This window comes from Streptomyces sp. NRRL B-24484, from assembly GCF_000717715.1.
Lineage (GTDB): Bacteria > Actinomycetota > Actinomycetes > Streptomycetales > Streptomycetaceae > Kitasatospora.
In genome coordinates this window covers 69,991-86,902 of sequence record NZ_JOAI01000026.1, presented here as the reverse complement: position 1 = coordinate 86,902, position 16,912 = coordinate 69,991, and the positions used below count along the sequence as shown (strand labels likewise).

Below are 16,912 nucleotides of genomic sequence, written 5' to 3'. Positions count from 1 at the left end.
AGACCCGGCGGTGCACACCCAGCCATCACCGAGTCACGCAACGGCGCGCGACAGGAGCCAAACAGTCATGCAGACCAAGCTGGACGCAGCCAAGGCCGAACTGCTCACCAAGGCAGCAGCAGCCGCTGAGAACAGCCAGGTGGGGGGAGCGGCGCCAGGGGAGGGTCTGAGCAACGGCGCTCTGGCCGCGTTCCTGCACCACTACTACCTCCACACCGCGCCCGAGGACCTGGTCGACCGCGACCCGGTCGACGTCTACGGCGCGGCCGCCTCCCACTACCGGCTGGGCCTCAAGCGCCCCCAGGGGACGGCCGAGGTCCGGGTGCACACCCCGACGGTCGAGGAGAACGGCTGGAGCTGCGGCCACACCGTGGTCGAGGTCGTCACCGACGACATGCCCTTCCTCGTGGACTCGGTCACCAACGAGCTGACCCGCCTCGACCGCGGCATCCACCTCGTCGTCCACCCGCAGCTCGCCGTCCGCCGCGACATCACCGGCAAGCTGCTGGAGATCCTCGACGTCGACGCCTGCTCGCGCAGCCAGGCCGCCGGCACCGAGTGGCCCGCCGACGCCGTCGTCGAGTCCTGGATGCACATCGAGATCGACCGCGAGACCGACCGCGCCGACCTCCGCTCCATCGAGACCAGCCTGCGCCGCATCCTCGGCGACGTCCGCGAGGTCGTCGAGGACTGGTCCAAGATGCGCGACTCCGCGCTGCGCCTCGCCGACGAGCTCGCCGAGCAGCCCCCGGCCCACCTGCCCGAGCAGGAGGTCGGCGAGGCCTGGGAGCTCATGCGCTGGCTGGCCGACGACCACTTCACCTTCCTCGGCTACCGCGAGTACGACCTCGTCGAGCACGAGGGCGAAGAGGTCCTCAAGGCCGTCGCCGGCACCGGCCTCGGCATCCTGCGCGCCGACCCGTTGAGCCACGACAGCGACCACCACCCGGTCAGCGAGGCCTTCGGCCGGCTCTCCGCGCCCGTCCGCGCCAAGGCGCACGAGAAGAAGCTCCTCGTGCTCACCAAGGCCAACAGCCGCGCCACCGTGCACCGCCCCGCCTACCTCGACTACGTCGGCGTCAAGCGGTTCGACGCCAACGGCGAGGTCGTCGGCGAGCGCCGCTTCCTCGGCCTGTTCTCCTCCGCCGCGTACACCGAGTCGGTCACCCGCATCCCGGTCGTCCGCCGCAAGGTCCAGGAGGTCATCACCACCTCGGGCTTCTCCGGCGACAGCCACGACGGCCGCGACCTGCTGCAGATCCTGGAGACCTTCCCCCGGGACGAGATGTTCCAGACCCCGGCGGCGGAGCTCCAGGCCATCGCCACCAACGTGCTCTACCTGCAGGAGCGCCGCCGGCTGCGGCTGTTCCTCCGCCAGGACGAGTACGGGCGCTACTTCTCCGCGCTGGTCTACCTGCCGCGCGACCGCTACACCACCCGCATCCGGCTGCGCCTGACCGAGATCCTCAAGGAGGAGCTCAGCGGCGACGCGATCGACTACACGGTGTACGCCACCGAGTCGGTCCTCACCCGCCTGCACTTCGTCGTCCGGGTCGCCCCCGGCGCCGAACTGCCGCAGCTCACCGACGCCGAGGTCGAGCGGATCGAGGCCAAGCTCGCCGAGGCCGCCCGCTTCTGGATGGACGGCTTCAACGACCAGCTCCACATCGAGCTGGGCGAGGAGCGCGCCGCCGAGCTCGCCCACAAGTACGCCAACGCCTTCCCCGACGGCTACCGCGCCGACTTCACCGCGCGCACCGCCGTCGCCGACCTCAAGCAGATCGAGGCGCTGCACGGCGAGGGCGACTTCCGGCTCAACCTGTACCAGCCGGTCGGCGCCGGCGACGACGAGCGCCGCTTCAAGATCTACCGGGTCGGCGGCCCGATCTCGCTCACCGAGGTCCTGCCGGTGCTGCAGCGCCTGGGCGTCGAGGTCCTCGACGAGCACCCGTACGCGCTGCGCCGCTCCGACGGCACCACCGCGTGGGTGTACGACTTCGGCCTGCGGCTGCGCGAGGCCACCGAGCTGACCGACGAGGCCCGCGAGCGCGTCCAGGAGGCCTTCTCGGCCACCTGGACGGGACGCGCGGAGAACGACGGCTTCAACGGCCTCGTCCTCACCGCCGGCCTGACGTGGCGCCAGGCCATGATGCTGCGCGCCTACGCCAAGTACCTCCGCCAGGCCGGGAGCACCTTCTCCCAGGACTACATGGAGGACGCGCTCCGCAACAACGCGCACACCACCCGCCTGCTGGTGAACCTGTTCGAGGCCCGGCTCAGCCCCAGCCACCGGCTGGGCGCCGACGAGCTGACCGAGGGCCTCATGGAGGAGCTCGACGGCGCGCTCGACGAGGTCGTCTCGCTCGACGAGGACCGCATCCTGCGCTCCTTCCTGCACCTCATCAAGGCCACCCTGCGGACGAACTTCTTCCAGCACGCCGACGACGGCGACTGGCACTCCTACGTGTCGATGAAGTTCGACCCGAAGGCGATCCCGGACCTGCCGGCGCCCCGCCCGGCCTTCGAGATCTGGGTGTACTCCCCGCGCGTCGAGGGCGTCCACCTGCGCTTCGGCAAGGTCGCCCGAGGCGGCCTGCGCTGGTCCGACCGCCGCGAGGACTTCCGCACCGAGATCCTCGGCCTGGTCAAGGCCCAGATGGTCAAGAACACCGTCATCGTGCCGGTCGGCGCCAAGGGCGGCTTCGTCGCCAAGCAGCTGCCGGACCCGTCGGTGGACCGCGACGCCTGGCTGGCCGAGGGCGTCGCCTCGTACAAGACCTTCATCTCGGCGCTGCTCGACATCACCGACAACCTGAAGGGCGGCGAGGTCGTCCACCCGGTCGACGTCGTCCGCCACGACGAGGACGACACCTACCTGGTCGTCGCCGCCGACAAGGGCACCGCGACCTTCTCGGACATCGCCAACGGCGTCGCCGAGGCGTACGGCTTCTGGCTCGGCGACGCGTTCGCCTCCGGCGGCTCGGCCGGCTACGACCACAAGGGCATGGGCATCACCGCCCGCGGCGCCTGGGAGTCCGTCAAGCGGAACTTCCGCGAGCTCGGCGTCGACACCCAGGCCGAGGACTTCTCCGTCGTCGGCATCGGCGACATGTCCGGTGACGTCTTCGGCAACGGCATGCTGCTCAGCGAGCACATCCGCCTGGTCGCCGCCTTCGACCACCGGCACATCTTCCTCGACCCGAACCCGGACGCCGCGGTCTCCTACGCCGAGCGCCGCCGGCTGTTCGACCTGCCCCGCAGCTCCTGGGACGACTACGACAAGTCCCTGATCTCCGCGGGCGGCGGTGTGTTCCCGCGCACCGCGAAGGCCATCCAGCTCTCCCCGCAGGTCCGCGAGCGGCTCGGCGTCCAGGCGGCCAAGATCACCCCGGCCGAGCTGATGAAGGCGATCCTGCAGGCGCCCGTCGACCTGTTCTGGAACGGCGGCATCGGCACCTACGTCAAGGCCTCCACGGAGACCAACGCCGAGGTCGGCGACAAGGCCAACGACGCGATCCGGGTCAACGGCAACCAGGTCCGCGCCCGGGTCATCGGCGAGGGCGGCAACCTCGGCTGCACCCAGCTCGGCCGCATCGAGTTCGCCGCGACCGGCGGCCCCGAGAGCACCGGCGGCTGGATCAACACCGACGCCATCGACAACTCGGCCGGCGTCGACACCTCGGACCACGAGGTGAACATCAAGATCCTGCTCAACCAGGTGGTCGCCGACGGTGACATGACGGTCAAGCAGCGCAACGCCCTGCTCGCCGAGATGACCGACGAGGTCGGCCGTCTGGTGCTGCGCAACAACTACGCGCAGAACGTGGTGCTCGCCAACGCCGTCGCCCAGGCCGTCAGCATGGTCAACGTGCACGCCCGCATGATCAACCGGCTGGAGGCCGACGGGCAGCTCGACCGGGCCCTGGAGTTCCTGCCCGTCGAGAAGCAGATCCGCGAGCGCCAGCAGGCCGGCCGCGGGCTCTCCCAGCCCGAGCTGTCCGTCCTGCTCGCGTACACCAAGATCACGCTGGCCGACGAGCTGCTCGCCACCGACCTGCCCGACGACCCGTACTTCCGCGACGCGCTGCACCTGTACTTCCCCAGCGCGCTGCGGGCCCGGTTCGCCGAGGCGATCGACAACCACCCGCTGCGCCGGGAGATCATCACCACCCTGATCGTCAACGACACGATCAACCGCGGCGGCTGCACCTTCGCCTTCCGGCTCCGCGAGGAGACCGGCGCGACGATGGAGGAGATCGCCCGCACCCACGCGGCGGCCCGCGCCGTCTTCGGCCTGGAGCAGCTCTGGGACGAGATCGAGGGCCTGGACAACAAGGCCGCGGCCCGGGTGCAGATCAAGATGCGCCTGCACGTCCGCCGGCTCGTCGAGCGCGCCACCCGCTGGATGCTCAACAACCGGCGCCAGCCGCTGGACATCGCCGGCACCATCGAGTTCTTCCACGACCGCGTCAACCAGGTCTGGGAGAGCCTGCCCAAGCCGCTCCGCGGCGAGGACCTCGCCTGGTTCGAGGCGGTCTACGAGGAGCTCGCCGCCGCGGGCGTGCCGGACGAGCTGGCCAACCGGATCGCCGGACTCTCCTCGGCCTTCCCGACGCTCGACATCGTCGGCGTCGCGGACCGCTCCGACTCCGACGTGATGGAGGTCGCCGAGCTCTACTACGACCTCGCCGACCGCCTGCAGATCACCCACCTGCTGGACCGCATCATCGAGCTCCCGCGGACCGACCGCTGGTCCTCGATGGCCCGCGCCGCCATCCGCGAGGACCTCTTCGCGGCGCACTCCGCGCTCACCGCGGACGTGCTGGCCTGCGGCCCCGCCGGCTCCTCGCCGGAGGACCGCTACAAGGCCTGGGCGGACCTCAACGGGACCCTGCTCAGCCGCGCGAAGACCACGCTCGACGACATAAGGGGTTCGGACAACTACGAGCTGTCCAGCCTCTCGGTCGCGATGCGGGTCATCCGCACCCTGCTGCGCACCGGCCGCTGACCGGCTGACGAGGGGCGCGGGGAGCCGATCCGGTTCCCCGCGCCCCTCGCGCGTCCCGGCCCGTACCCCCGGGGACGGCGGCCCCGGGGAGAAGGGCCGTGGCACGATCCTGACGAGGAGTGGCAGCCCTGCCACTGACGGCCGATCAGCCCCGCCGACTACGTTCGGGCCATGAGACCCGTCCCCGAGTTCCCCACCACGCCGACGGCCCTGCTGACCGCCGACCACGTCCGCGCCCGCGTCACCGAGCCCGTCGCGAACCACAGCTTCCGCAGCTACCTCTTCGCGATGCTGTTCGCCGAGCACGAGGGCGTCCGGCCCGGCACCGACTTCGATCCCGAGCTGCTGTTCCACGCCTGCGCCCTGCACGACCTGGGCACCTCGGCCGAGGCCGAGGGCGTGCAGCGGTTCGAGGTGGAGGGGGCCGACATGGCGGCCGCCCTCCTCACCGGGCACGGGGTCGACGCCGCGGGCGTCGACCTGGTCTGGGAGGCGATCGCCCTGCACTCCTCGCCCGGCATCGCCGAGCGCCGCGGACCCCTGGCACACCTGGCCCGGCGGGGCATCACCGCGGACTTCGGCCGCGACAGCGAGTTCGTCACCGACGCCCAGGGCCGTGAGATCCACACGCGCCTGCCACGCCTGCGGATGGCCGCCTCGCTGGTGGAGGGGATCGCCCGGCACGCCGAACGCGGCGGTCCGCGGACCGCCCCGCCCTACAGCCTGCCCGGCGAACTCCTCCGGGAACGCGGCGCCGACCGCCGGCCCACCGGGCTGGAGCTCGGTGCGGCCGCCGCCCGCTGGGGCGCGTGAGGCAGCCGTCCGACGGCCCGCTCAGCCCTGGGCGGCGGCCCGCTGCAGGGCGCTGGCGAGCAGGGCGAGGTCGGTCGGCCCGTTGCCGAGCTCGCGGACCGGGCGGCGGGTCGGCGGCAGGCCGAGCTGCATCGGGTCCACCGCCACGACCGTCGGCCGCAGCGTCGAGGTCCGCGGGATCCGGCCGCTGACCCGTGCGGTCTGGAAGGCCGTCACCCCGCCGTCCGGGCGCCGCAGGTAGCCGCGGCCGGGCGTCTCCTCCGGCAGCGCCGCGGCGTCCGGCAGGTGGATCAGCTGGTCGGACTCGGCGGGCTGGTCGGTCCGCAGCGCGATCCGCAGCTGGGCGGCCTCGTCGATCTCGGTGCCCGCCGTCCGCTCCGGCGCACCCGTCGCGGCGACCAGGTGCACACCGAGCCGGCCGCCGCGCTCGGCCACCGCGGCCAGCGCCCGGGCGAGCGGCCGCCCGGCCGGGGAGGTCGGCGCGTACAGCTCGTCGAGGTCGTCGACGACCACGACCATCCGGGCGGGCACCCGCTGGGCGGCGGCCGCGTCCGGCGCGGTGCGCTGCTCGACCACCCGGGCGGCCGCGGCCGCGGCCCCGGTCGAACCGCCCGCGGTGACCAGGGCCGGCGCCTTGCGGAGTATCCGGGCGGTGTGCCAGGCGGTGAAGTCCCGTCCGCCGAACAGCGCCTCACGGCGCGCCAGCTCGTCCAGCAGGGCCTCGGCGGTGAGCAGGGCCTGCCGCGGGTCCGCGGCGGCGTCCAGGTGGGCGGTGACGTGCGGCAGGTCGGTGCAGGCCCGCAGGCCCGCCGACTGGTCGCGGCCGGCGGGGGAGCGGGACTCCACCACCGTGATCTCCAGCCGCTCCGGGCGCTCGGCGACCGCCAGCGAGGCGACCAGCGTGCGCAGCAGCTCGGTCTTGCCGGAGCCGGCCGCGCCGCCGATCAGCAGGTGCGGGCCGCCCTCGGCGCCGGGGCCGTCGAGGGCCTCGGCGTCGGCGAGGTCGACGGTGCACAGACCGTCCCGGGCGGTGCCGACCAGGGCGGTGGCGGCGCCGGCGCCGTCCGGCAGCCCGGCCCAGCGGTCCGAGAGCTTGGCCGGGGTGACGGCCTCCAGCCGCAGCAGGTCGAGCAGGCGCAGGGCGTCCGGCAGCGGGCCGCGGGCGGCCGGGGCGGACTCCCGCAGCGGGGCGAGGGCACGGGCGAGGCGCTCGGCCCAGGCGGCCGGGACGGCGTCCAGGGCGACGTCCTCGATCCGCTCCCGGGCGCCGCCCGCGGGCAGGTCGACGGTCAGCCGGGTGGCGACCTCCCCGGTCACCGCCGCGCGGGCGCCGACACCGGCCGGCAGCTCCTCCTCGGACTCCGCCAGGCAGACCGTGAGGACGCCGGCCGCGGGGCCCTGCCGGAGCAGCAGGTCGAGGCCCTCGCGGGCGGCCGGGGTGCCCGGGTCGCCGTCGACGAGCAGGACGGTGGCCTCCGGGCCGCCCGGGGCGGCGGCCAGCTCGGCCAGCCGGGCCTCCGCCTGCTCCGGGCCGAAGCCGACCAGCAGGCGGCAGTCCTGCCCCTGGCCGGGGCGCAGGTGGGGCAGCCACATCGTCCAGTGCCAGTCGGCGGCGCGCTGCTCGTCGGCGGCGACCACCACCAGGGCCAGGCCGCTCGGCGGGTGCAGCACGGCGAGCTGGGCGAGCACGGCGCGGGCCAGCCCGGTGAGCCGCGGCCGGGGCCCGGTCAGGCCGAGGCCGCCGGCGGCCCGCAGGTCGACGGTGACCGGGACGGCGGGCAGCAGGGTGCCGGGGGCGGTGCCGGGGCCGCCCGGCCGGTCGGCGGTGCCGAGCCGGACGGCGAGCACGTCCGGGTGGGCCGGGGTGCGCTCCCACAGCCGGGGGCCGGGGCCGAGCGCGGTGAGCAGCAGGGCGGCCGGGTCGGGCCAGCGCTCGCGCTGCGCGGCGGCCTGCCGGGCGCGGGCGGCGGCGTGCTGGGCGGCGGCCTCGGGGGCGGGTTGCGGGGGCGCGGTGCGGGCCCGGCGCAGTGCGAGCAGGCCGCGGGTGCGGCCGCCGGGGACCTGCGGGGCCTGCGAGGGCGGCGGGGGCACGGCGGCGGCGGTGCGGGCGCCGGGACGGTCGGGCACCTGGAGGTGGCCGTCGCCGTCGGGCACGGCGGGGCGCGACCCGGAATTCCCCCCGATCTCCGGGCGGGCGAGCTGCAGGGTCGACTCGCCGAGCCGCACCAGCCCGCCGTCGGGCAGCTCCGCCGAGTCGCCGCGCAGCCAGCGGCCGTCCAGCAGGGTGCCGTTGGTCGAGTCGAGGTCGCGGACGGAGACCGTGCCGTCGGCCAGGTGCAGCGCGAGGTGCAGCCGGGAGACGTCCGGGTCGTCGAGCGGGACGTCGGCCTCGCTGGAGCGGCCGACGCTGATCTCCTCGCCGTGCAGCCGGTGCACGCCGCCCGCGTCGGGGCCGCCGACTACCCGCAGCTCGGCGGCGGCGGGCAGCTCGTCGGGCCCGTCGTCCGGGTCCGGCTCGCCGAGCGAGAGGACCGCGCCGTCGATCAGCGGGGGACGGCCGAGCAGCGCCTGGTCGTCCACCCGTTCCGCCCCGGCGTACAGCTGGACGTGCGTGGCGGAGCGCGGGCCGCGCACGCCCGCCGCGCCCGCGAGCGCGCCGGCGACTGCGCCGAGCGCCGTGCCGGAGGGTGCCGTGACCAGCACGTCCGTGGACGATCCGGCGCCGGCCGGGCCGCTGCGCGGTCGAAGGACGGTGAGCCGGATCTGCATCTCGCCCGGGTCCCTTCTGCACACGTGTGGTGCCTGCCATCCTGCCACCCTGGAGCGACAGTCCGGGCACGGTACCGGATTTGACGATCTTGCGATCATCGCCCGGACCGGACCGACGGCACGTCAACCCGGGCGTCCCCTAGGGGACGCCCCCGAGACTTCCGCCCAGCTCGCGGTGCGCTCGCCTCGGCAAGCCGCCCGGGCACCGTTAGAGTTTGCGAAAACCGCGGAATCGTGGCCACCTGTCCGACCTCCGGGCAGCGAGGACGAACGACCACAGGAGTCACAGGTGCGGCCGGTCGGCAGCAAGTATCTGATCGAGGAGAGCCTCGGGCGCGGGGCCACCGGCACGGTCTTCCGCGGCCGGGTGCGCGACGACGCCGCCGTGCCGGGCCTGGAACCGGGCCGCGCGGTCGCCGTCAAGGTGCTGCGCGAGGAGCTCGCCACCGACCCCGACGTGGTGATGCGCTTCCTGCGGGAGCGGTCGGTGCTGCTGCGCCTGAGCCACCCGAACATCGTCCGGGTCCGCGACCTGGTGGTGGAGGGCGAGCTGCTCGCCCTGGTGATGGACCTCGTCGAGGGGCCGGACCTCTTCCGCTACCTGCGCTCCAACGGCCCGCTCAGCCCGATCGCCGGCGCCCTGCTGATGGCGCAGGTCGCCGACGCGCTGGCGGTCAGCCACGCCGACGGCGTCGTCCACCGCGACCTGAAGCCGGCCAACGTGCTGCTGGCGACCACGGCAGGCCCGGACGGCTCCGAGCAGATGCACCCGATGCTCACGGACTTCGGCATCGCCCGGCTCGCCGACTCCCCGGGCATCACCCGCACCCACGAGTTCGTCGGCACCCCGGCGTACGTCGCCCCGGAGTCCGCCGAGGGCCGCCCGCAGACCGCCGCGGTCGACGTGTACGGCGCCGGCATCATGCTCTACGAGCTGGTCACCGGGCGGCCGCCGTTCCAGGGCGACGGCCCGATCGCGGTGCTGCACGCCCACCTCGCCCAGGAGCCGGAGCGCCCGCGCTCGCTGCCCGAGCCGCTCTGGACGGTGATCGAGCGCTGCCTGCGCAAGAACCCGGCCGAGCGCCCGACCTCGCCCGCGCTCGCCGAGGCGCTGCGGGTGGTCGCCGCCGGGATCGGCGTGCACTCCTCGCCCGCCGCGGTCGAGGCCGCGCTGGCCGTCGGCGGCCTGCTGGTGACCGACCCGGCCCTGGCCGCGGCCCCGGCGCCGACCGCGGCGAACCCGCTGCCGACCGGCTCCGCCGACGCGACCCAGGTGCTGCCCTCCCGCGGGTTCGACGCGGGCGCCGCGACCCAGGTGGTCGCCGCCGCGCCGGGCGCCGAGGACCGCACCCAGGTGATGGCCCCGCCGCCGGCCGGTGCGGCCGACCGCACCCGGGTGATGCCGCCGGTCCCCCCGGGCGCGCCCGCCGCCGAGCCGGAGGCGCCGCACCCGTGGCAGACCCAGCTGCGCGCCGCCCGCGACCGCAACCAGCAGACCCAGATCGGCTACTTCGACCCGGAGGAGCTGGACCGCCCGCAGGTCGCCCCCCAGCCGTACCAGGCGCCGCCGCCCCACCAGGCCCCGCAGGGGTACCAGGCGCAGCCGTACCAGTCGCCGCAGGGCCGGCCCCCGCAGCCGCCGCAGAACGGCCGCGGGGCGGGCGGCTACTCCCAGCGCCCGCCGGTGGCCCCGCCGCCGTACCAGGCCCGGCAGAACCCGCCGCAGCCCCCGCAGGGCTACCGGCAGCCCCAGCCGCAGCCGTACCAGGGCGCGCCCGCCCCGCAGGCGTACCCGCCGCCGCAGCCGCCCGCGCCGGCCCCGCAGCGCCGCCAGGAGCCCGCGCCGCAGCGGCGCACCGAGCCGCCCGCGCCGCCGCGCCGCGAGAGCGCCCCGCGCCGGGAGCCGCGGCCGCGCAGCCGCAACCGGATGTACATCCCGGGCCTCGGCTGCCTCAAGGGCTGCCTGATGGTGCTGCTGATCCTCGCCATCGCCGCGGTGGCGCTGTGGAACTTCACGGACCTGCCGGTGTACTGGGGGAACGTCAAGGACTGGTTCGGCAGCGTGAGCGACTGGATCAACGGGTTGACAAGCAAGCAGTGAGCCGACGGTCCGTCAGGGCGGCGATTTTGTCACTTTGTCGACAATTCACGAAGTTTCCGTGAATCGACCGTCCCCGACGGCCCTTCGGCGCCCCCCGGAGGGCCCCCGGGCGCGTAGGTTGGTCGTCGAGCACCGACCTACCGAGCCCACGGAGCAGCATTGGCACGCAAGATCGGCAGCCGCTACACCGTCCACCAGGTGATCGGCCGGGGTTCCGCCGGCACCGTCTGGCTGGGCGAGGGTCCGGACGGACCGGTGGCCGTCAAGTTGCTGCGCGAGGACCTGGCCTCCGACCAGGTCCTGGTCGGCCGCTTCGTCCAGGAGCGTGCCGCCCTCACCAGCCTCGACCACCCCCGGGTGGTCGGCGTCCACGACATGGTGGTGGACGGCAGCGACCTCGCCCTGGTGATGGACCTCGTCCGGGGCACCGACCTGCGCACCCGGCTGGAGCGCGAGGGCGTGCTCCCCCCGCTCGCCGCAGCCTCGGTGATCGCCGACGTCGCCGACGGCCTTGCCGCCGCGCACGCCGCCGGCATCGTGCACCGCGACGTCAAGCCCGAGAACGTGCTGCTCGACCTCGCCGCCCCGCCCGGACCGGGCGGCGCACCCCGGGCCAAGCTCACCGACTTCGGCATCGCCCGCCTCGTCGACGCCCCCCGCCGCACCCGGGCCACCCGGATCATCGGCACCCCCGACTACCTCGCCCCCGAGATCATCGAGGGCCTGGAGCCCCGCGCCGCCGTCGACATCTACGCCCTCGCCACCGTGCTCTACGAGCTGCTGGCCGGCTTCACGCCCTTCGGCGGCGGCCACACCGGCGCCGTGCTGCGCCGCCACGTCACCGAGAGCGTCCCGCCCGTCCCCGGCATGCCGGACGGGCTGTGGCGGATCATCTCCGAGTGCCTCGCCAAGGCGCCGGCCTCCCGGCTGCGCGCCGCCGAGCTGGCCTCCCGGCTGCGCGAGCAGCTGCCCGTCCTGGCCGGCCTGCCACCGCTCGCCGTCCCCGCCCAGCGCAGCCCGGCCGAGGACGTGCCGACCCCGGGCGAGGCCGTCTACGCCGAGGCCGACGCGGGCACCGGAACCCACCGGCGCCGGCGCGGCCCGGCCGTGCCGCTCGTCCCCGCACCCTCGCCGGACTCCACCCGCGACACCCACACCAGCCTGCGCCGGCCCTCCCCGCAGGAGCTCGCCTCCTACGCCGCCGAGTCCCGCGCCCAGCGCTCCGCCGCCCCGGCCACCAGCCACCGGCGCCGCCGGCTGGTGCGCCGCCGCCGGCTGCTCGCCGTCCTGATCGCCACGGTGCTGCTGCTGGCCGGCGCCGCCGCCGCGTACAGCGCCTTCGCCGCCGAACCGCCCGCCGCGGGGGCCGCGCACGCCCTGTCCGGGGTGCCCGCGGCGGCCCCCGGCCCCCCGGTGTAGCCGAACGGTCTCCGCGAACCATTACGCTTGAGGCGTGGCAGCCGTCGATCCTTCCGAAGAGCTCAAGAACCTCGAGACGACCATGGGGTCGATCGAGGCCGTCCTCGACCTGGACAAGATCCGGGCCGACATCGCGACCCTGGAGGAGGAGGCAGCCGCCCCGACCCTCTGGGACGACGTCGCCAACGCGCAGAAGGTCACCAGCCGGCTCTCGTTCCTCCAGGGCGAGCTGCGCAAGTTCGAGACCCTGCGCGGCCGGGTCGACGACCTCGGCGTCCTGTTCGAGCTGGCCGAGGCCGAGGACGACGCGGAGACCCGCGCCGAGGCCGAGGTCGAGCTGGAGTCGGTCAAGAAGGCCGTCGAGGAGCTCGAGGTCCGCACCCTCCTGTCGGGCGAGTACGACGCCCGCGAGGCCCTGGTCAACATCCGCGCCGAGGCGGGCGGCGTCGACGCCGCCGACTTCGCCGAGCAGCTGATGCGCATGTACCTGCGCTGGGCCGAGCGGCACGGCTACCCGACCGAGGTCTACGACACCTCGTACGCCGAAGAGGCCGGCATCAAGTCCGCGACCTTCACCGTCAAGGCGCCGTACGCCTACGGCACCCTCTCCGTCGAGCAGGGCACCCACCGCCTGGTGCGCATCTCCCCGTTCGACAACCAGGGCCGCCGGCAGACCTCCTTCGCCGGCGTCGAGGTCCTCCCGGTCGTCGAGCAGTCCGACCACGTCGACATCGACGAGGGCGACCTGCGCATCGACGTGTACCGCGCCTCCGGCCCCGGCGGCCAGGGCGTCAACACCACCGACTCCGCGGTGCGCATCACCCACCTGCCGACCGGCATCGTGGTCTCCTGCCAGAACGAGCGCTCGCAGATCCAGAACAAGGCCTCGGCGATGAACGTCCTCCAGGCCAAGCTGCTGGAGCGGCGCCGTCAGGAGGAGAAGGCCGCGATGGACGCGCTCAAGGACAGCGGCAGTTCCTGGGGCAACCAGATGCGCTCCTACGTCCTGCACCCGTACCAGATGGTCAAGGACCTGCGCACCGAGCACGAGGTCGGCAACCCGCAGTCGGTGCTGGACGGCGACATCGACGGTTTCATCGAGGCCGGCATCCGCTGGCGCAAGCAGCGCGAGACCGCCGGCTGATCGGGTGCGGCTGCCGGGCGAGGTGAACGTCCGGCGCAGCATCGAGGCCGGCATCCGCCGGCGCAAGCAGCGCGGGACCGCCGGCTGGTCGCGCTCGGCGCAGACGCACGAAGAAGGCCCCCGGAGCTTCGGCTCCGGGGGCCTTCGGGCGTTCCTGGTCTCAGGCCAGGGCCTGTCGGGCGATGAGGGCCACCGCGAACAGTGCCGCGATCAGCGCGAGCAGCGTCGCCGGTGTCAGTGCGGCGAACGGGCCCTGCTGGTCCTGCAGACGGGCCCGGTTGGCACGGCACACCGGGCACCGGCCCTCGCTCACGCGGCCGTTGCAGTTGGCGCACACCAGATGGTCGCAGGTCATGCGATCTCCTCCTTGCTGTCACTGCAAACGCACCGGACGGGCCGATGGTTCCGTCCGTCTCTCCACTGTGCCAGGTTCGCGGGCGCTCGGCCCCCGCAGCGGGGGGCTTCTCCGGTCCGATTGTGAGATAGCGCGCACAAATCGCGCCTTCCAATTCAGGACAGACGGGAACAATCTCCGACGAATCAGCGGTCAGTACCCGACCCGGGACTGCGGCCCGGGCCGGGGTTCGCGTATGGTCCCAGACCTGGAGCGGTCGGGGAGGATGCCGCTTCGACCGCCGCTCCCGGTCCGGGGCGCGGACGGGCCCACCTAGGATGGCCTCCGTGATGCAGCCGTGATCAGATTCGACAACGTCTCCAAGACCTATCCCAAGCAGAACCGTCCTGCCCTGGACAACGTCTCGCTGGAGATCGAGAAGGGCGAGTTCGTCTTCCTGGTCGGCTCGTCCGGCTCGGGGAAGTCGACCTTCCTCCGGCTCTGCCTGCGCGAGGAGCGGCCCAGCACCGGTGCCGTGCACGTCCTGGGCAAGGACCTCGGCAAGCTGTCCAACTGGAAGGTGCCGCACATGCGCCGCCAGCTGGGCACGATCTTCCAGGACTTCCGCCTGCTGCCGAACAAGACGGTCGCGCAGAACGTCGGCTTCGCCCTGGAGGTCATCGGCAAGCCGCGCAGCGCCATCGCCAAGGTGGTGCCCGAGGTGCTCGACCTGGTCGGCCTCGGCGGCAAGGAGGAGCGGATGCCCGGCGAGCTCTCCGGTGGTGAGCAGCAGCGCGTGGCGATCGCCCGGGCCTTCGTCAACCGCCCGATGCTGCTGATCGCGGACGAGCCCACCGGAAACCTCGACCCGGCGAACTCGGTCGGCATCATGAAGCTGCTCGACCGGATCAACCGCACCGGTACCACGGTGCTGATGGCCACGCACGACCAGGCCATCGTCGACCAGATGCGCAAGCGCGTGATCGAACTCGACAAGGGGCTGCTGGTCCGCGACCAGGCCCGCGGCGTGTACGGCTACCAGAACTAGCCGCCACCCGTCGTCACGCCTGACCGCCCCGCCTGCACCGACCCTGGATTGAGAGAAGCATGCGCATCCAGTTCGTCCTCTCGGAGATCGGCATCGGCCTCCGTCGCAACCTGACGATGACCATCGCGGTCATCGTCAGTGTCGCGCTGTCCCTCGCCCTCGCCGGTGGCAGCCTCCTGGTCCGCGACCAGGTCAACTCGATGAAGGGCTACTGGTACGACAAGGTCGAGGTCAGCATCTCGTTCTGCACCAAGTTCGACGCGGCGGCCTCGGCGCAGTGCGCCAGCGGTGCGGCCACCGACGACCAGGTGAACAGCGTCAAGGCCGCTCTCGACAAGATGACCCCGCTGGTGCAGACGGCCACCCTGGAGACCTCCATCGAGGCGTACAAGCACTGGAAGGAGTCGAACCCGGACAACCCGCTGCTCGCGGCGGTCGGTCCGGAGGCGATGCCGCAGTCGTGGCGGGTCAAGCTCAGCGACCCGACGAAGTACGACGTCATCCAGAGCGCCTTCGCCGGCAAGCCCGGTGTGAAGTCGGTGGACGACCAGCGCCGGATCCTGGAGAACCTCTTCGGCCTGCTGAACGGTCTGCAGACCGCCGCGTTCGTCATCATGGTGCTGATGCTGTTCGTGGCCCTGTTGCTGATCGTCAACACCGTCCGGGTGTCGGCCTTCAGCCGACGGCGTGAGACCGGCATCATGCGCCTCGTCGGTGCCTCGAACTTCTACGTGCAGATGCCGTTCATCGCCGAGGCCGCGGTGTCCGCGCTGCTCGGTGCGGTGATGGCCTCCGGCCTGCTGCTGCTCGGCCACTTCTTCGTCCAGCACTGGCTGGCCAAGCGGGTGCTGTTCATCCAGTTCATCGGCCTGTCCTCGGTCCTGACGGTGATTCCGCTGCTGGTCGTGGTCGGCATGGTGATGGCCGGCATCGCGGCCTTCTTCACCCTGCGCAAGTACCTCAAGGTCTGACCCGCGAGGGCCCGGGCGGCCCCGGACGGCACTGCGCCGTCCGGGGCCGCCTTCGTCGTACCCGGGCGTTCCGTCGCCCCGGCGGGGTCGCGCCGCCTAGACTCCGTCGCATGTCGGGAACTCCGCGTCGGGTACGCCAGGGAGCAACGCTCACCCTGGTGTTCGGCGTCGTCCTGATGGCCGGCGCCGCGAGCGGCGCCTGGGGCGAGCCGCTGACGGTGCCGCTGCCGCCCTCGGCGGACGCGGCCGCGCAGCTCGCCGCCGGACGGGACGTCACCGGTGCGGACCTCAGCCCGCAGCAGGCCGAGGCCCTGGTCGACGCGAGCGGCGACCGCTGGGCCGCCTACCTGAGCCCGGACCAGTACGCGGACCTCGTCCGCGGCCGCTACCTCGGCGTGGGGCTCTCGGTGGACCGCAGCAGCAACGGCTCGACCGCCGTCGCCTCCGTGCAGCCCGGCGGGCCGGCCGCCCGGGCCGGCATCGTCGCCGGGGACCGCCTGGTCGCCGTCGACGGCACGCGGGCCGACGGTCTGCCCGTCACCGAGGTGGTGGCCCGGCTGCGCGGCAGCGCCGGCGCCCCGACCGACCGCACGGTGGCGGTCACCGTCTCGCGCGGCTCCGCCGCCCCGCGCGAGGTCGTGCTGGGCCGGGCCCTCCTGGCCGCGCAGGAGGTCGGCGTCGAGCGGTTGCCCGACGGTGTGACGCGGATCGCGGTGCGGGCCTTCACCACCGGCGTGGCCGAGCAGGTCCGGATCGCGGCGCAGGGCGCCCGGGCGGTCGTGCTGGACCTGCGGGGCAGCTCCGGCGGCCTGGTCGACGAGGCGGTCGCCACCGCCTCGGTCTTCCTGGACGGCGGACCGGTGGCCTCGTACGAGTCCCGGGGGGTGCGGCGCGAGCTGACGGCCGCCTCCGGCGGGGACACCGCCACCCCGCTGGTGGTGCTGGTGGACGGCGGGACGATGAGCGCCGCCGAACTGCTCGCCGGCGCCCTGCAGGACCGCTGCAGGGCCGTCCTGGTGGGCGCCAGGACCTTCGGGAAGGGCACCGTGCAGCAGCCCAGCCGGCTGGCGGACGGCGGCGTGGTGGAGCTCACCGTGGGCCGCTACTACACCCCCGAGGGCCGCTCGCCCGACGGCAGCGGTCTGCAGCCCGACGTCGCGGCCGCCCCGGAGGGCGCCGCAGACCTCGCCCTGCACGTCCTGTCGGGCCTGGGCGCGCGCCGCTGACCCGGCGGGCCCGCCGCGGCGTCGGAACGCCCCGCCGCCCCGGCGCGCCCGCGAGCCCCGCGCAAAAGGGCTGCCCCCG

10 protein-coding genes are annotated in these 16,912 nt (G+C 73.9%); 8 read left to right on the top strand and 2 right to left on the bottom strand.

The genetic code is table 11. The annotated features are described in order from the left end of the window. Positions 1-67: 67 nt before the first annotated feature. Together IE98_RS0123455 and IE98_RS0123450 are read left to right on the top strand one after the other, a co-directional pair. The gene (locus IE98_RS0123455; protein ID WP_030271988.1) at positions 68-5,008 is read left to right on the top strand and encodes an NAD-glutamate dehydrogenase; all 4,941 of its coding nucleotides are present in this window, start codon (positions 68-70) and stop codon (positions 5,006-5,008) included. Between the two features lie 171 nt (positions 5,009-5,179). Beyond that, complete coding sequence (locus IE98_RS0123450) at positions 5,180-5,821, top strand: HD domain-containing protein (RefSeq protein ID WP_030271986.1); 642 nt, start codon at positions 5,180-5,182, stop codon at positions 5,819-5,821. 21 nt (positions 5,822-5,842) lie between these two features. Here the strand turns inward: IE98_RS0123450 and IE98_RS0123445 are convergent, their stop codons facing one another. Beyond that, positions 5,843-8,590: an FtsK/SpoIIIE domain-containing protein gene (locus IE98_RS0123445; protein WP_030271984.1), complete on the bottom strand. Its 2,748-nt coding sequence runs from the start codon at positions 8,588-8,590 to the stop codon at positions 5,843-5,845. 289 nt (positions 8,591-8,879) lie between these two features. On the opposite strand from IE98_RS0123445, the gene IE98_RS0123440 reads away from it, so the two are divergent. The 3 genes from IE98_RS0123440 to prfB all read left to right on the top strand — a co-directional run bounded on the left by IE98_RS0123440 (position 8,880) and on the right by prfB (position 13,254). Next, positions 8,880-10,691 (top strand): serine/threonine-protein kinase, encoded by a 1,812-nt coding sequence (locus tag IE98_RS0123440; RefSeq protein ID WP_030271982.1) that lies wholly within the window; start codon positions 8,880-8,882, stop codon positions 10,689-10,691. Positions 10,692-10,850: 159 nt separating this feature from the next. Further along, a complete protein-coding gene (locus tag IE98_RS0123435; protein ID WP_052390858.1) occupies positions 10,851-12,110 on the top strand; it encodes a serine/threonine-protein kinase in 1,260 nt (419 codons plus the stop codon). Between the two features lie 34 nt (positions 12,111-12,144). Next, positions 12,145-13,254 (top strand): peptide chain release factor 2, encoded by a 1,110-nt coding sequence (prfB, locus tag IE98_RS0123430; RefSeq protein WP_030271978.1) that lies wholly within the window; start codon positions 12,145-12,147, stop codon positions 13,252-13,254. A 160-nt stretch (positions 13,255-13,414) separates the two neighbouring features. Here the strand turns inward: prfB and IE98_RS0123425 are convergent, their stop codons facing one another. Beyond that, positions 13,415-13,609 (bottom strand): hypothetical protein, encoded by a 195-nt coding sequence (locus tag IE98_RS0123425; RefSeq protein WP_030271976.1) that lies wholly within the window; start codon positions 13,607-13,609, stop codon positions 13,415-13,417. A gap of 337 nt (positions 13,610-13,946) precedes the next feature. Here IE98_RS0123425 and ftsE point away from each other — a divergent pair, with 337 nt between their 5' ends. The 3 genes from ftsE to IE98_RS0123410 all read left to right on the top strand — a co-directional run bounded on the left by ftsE (position 13,947) and on the right by IE98_RS0123410 (position 16,833). Then, positions 13,947-14,636 (top strand): cell division ATP-binding protein FtsE, encoded by a 690-nt coding sequence (gene ftsE, locus IE98_RS0123420; RefSeq protein ID WP_030271974.1) that lies wholly within the window; start codon positions 13,947-13,949, stop codon positions 14,634-14,636. A 59-nt stretch (positions 14,637-14,695) separates the two neighbouring features. Next, on the top strand, positions 14,696-15,607 hold the full coding sequence (ftsX, locus tag IE98_RS0123415) for a permease-like cell division protein FtsX (RefSeq protein WP_030271973.1): 912 nt from the start codon (positions 14,696-14,698) through the stop codon (positions 15,605-15,607). A gap of 110 nt (positions 15,608-15,717) precedes the next feature. After that, the gene (locus tag IE98_RS0123410) at positions 15,718-16,833 is read left to right on the top strand and encodes a S41 family peptidase (RefSeq protein ID WP_030271971.1); all 1,116 of its coding nucleotides are present in this window, start codon (positions 15,718-15,720) and stop codon (positions 16,831-16,833) included. Positions 16,834-16,912 lie beyond the last annotated feature (79 nt).

Coding starts and splice junctions, on each gene's coding strand:
- IE98_RS0123455 (WP_030271988.1), top strand. CDS start 68: ATGCAGACCAAGCTGGACGCAGCCAAGGCCGAACTGCTCACCAAGGCA.
- IE98_RS0123450 (WP_030271986.1), top strand. CDS start 5,180: ATGAGACCCGTCCCCGAGTTCCCCACCACGCCGACGGCCCTGCTGACC.
- IE98_RS0123445 (WP_030271984.1), bottom strand. CDS start 8,590: ATGCAGATCCGGCTCACCGTCCTTCGACCGCGCAGCGGCCCGGCCGGC.
- IE98_RS0123425 (WP_030271976.1), bottom strand. CDS start 13,609: ATGACCTGCGACCATCTGGTGTGCGCCAACTGCAACGGCCGCGTGAGC.
- ftsX (WP_030271973.1), top strand. CDS start 14,696: ATGCGCATCCAGTTCGTCCTCTCGGAGATCGGCATCGGCCTCCGTCGC.
- IE98_RS0123410 (WP_030271971.1), top strand. CDS start 15,718: ATGTCGGGAACTCCGCGTCGGGTACGCCAGGGAGCAACGCTCACCCTG.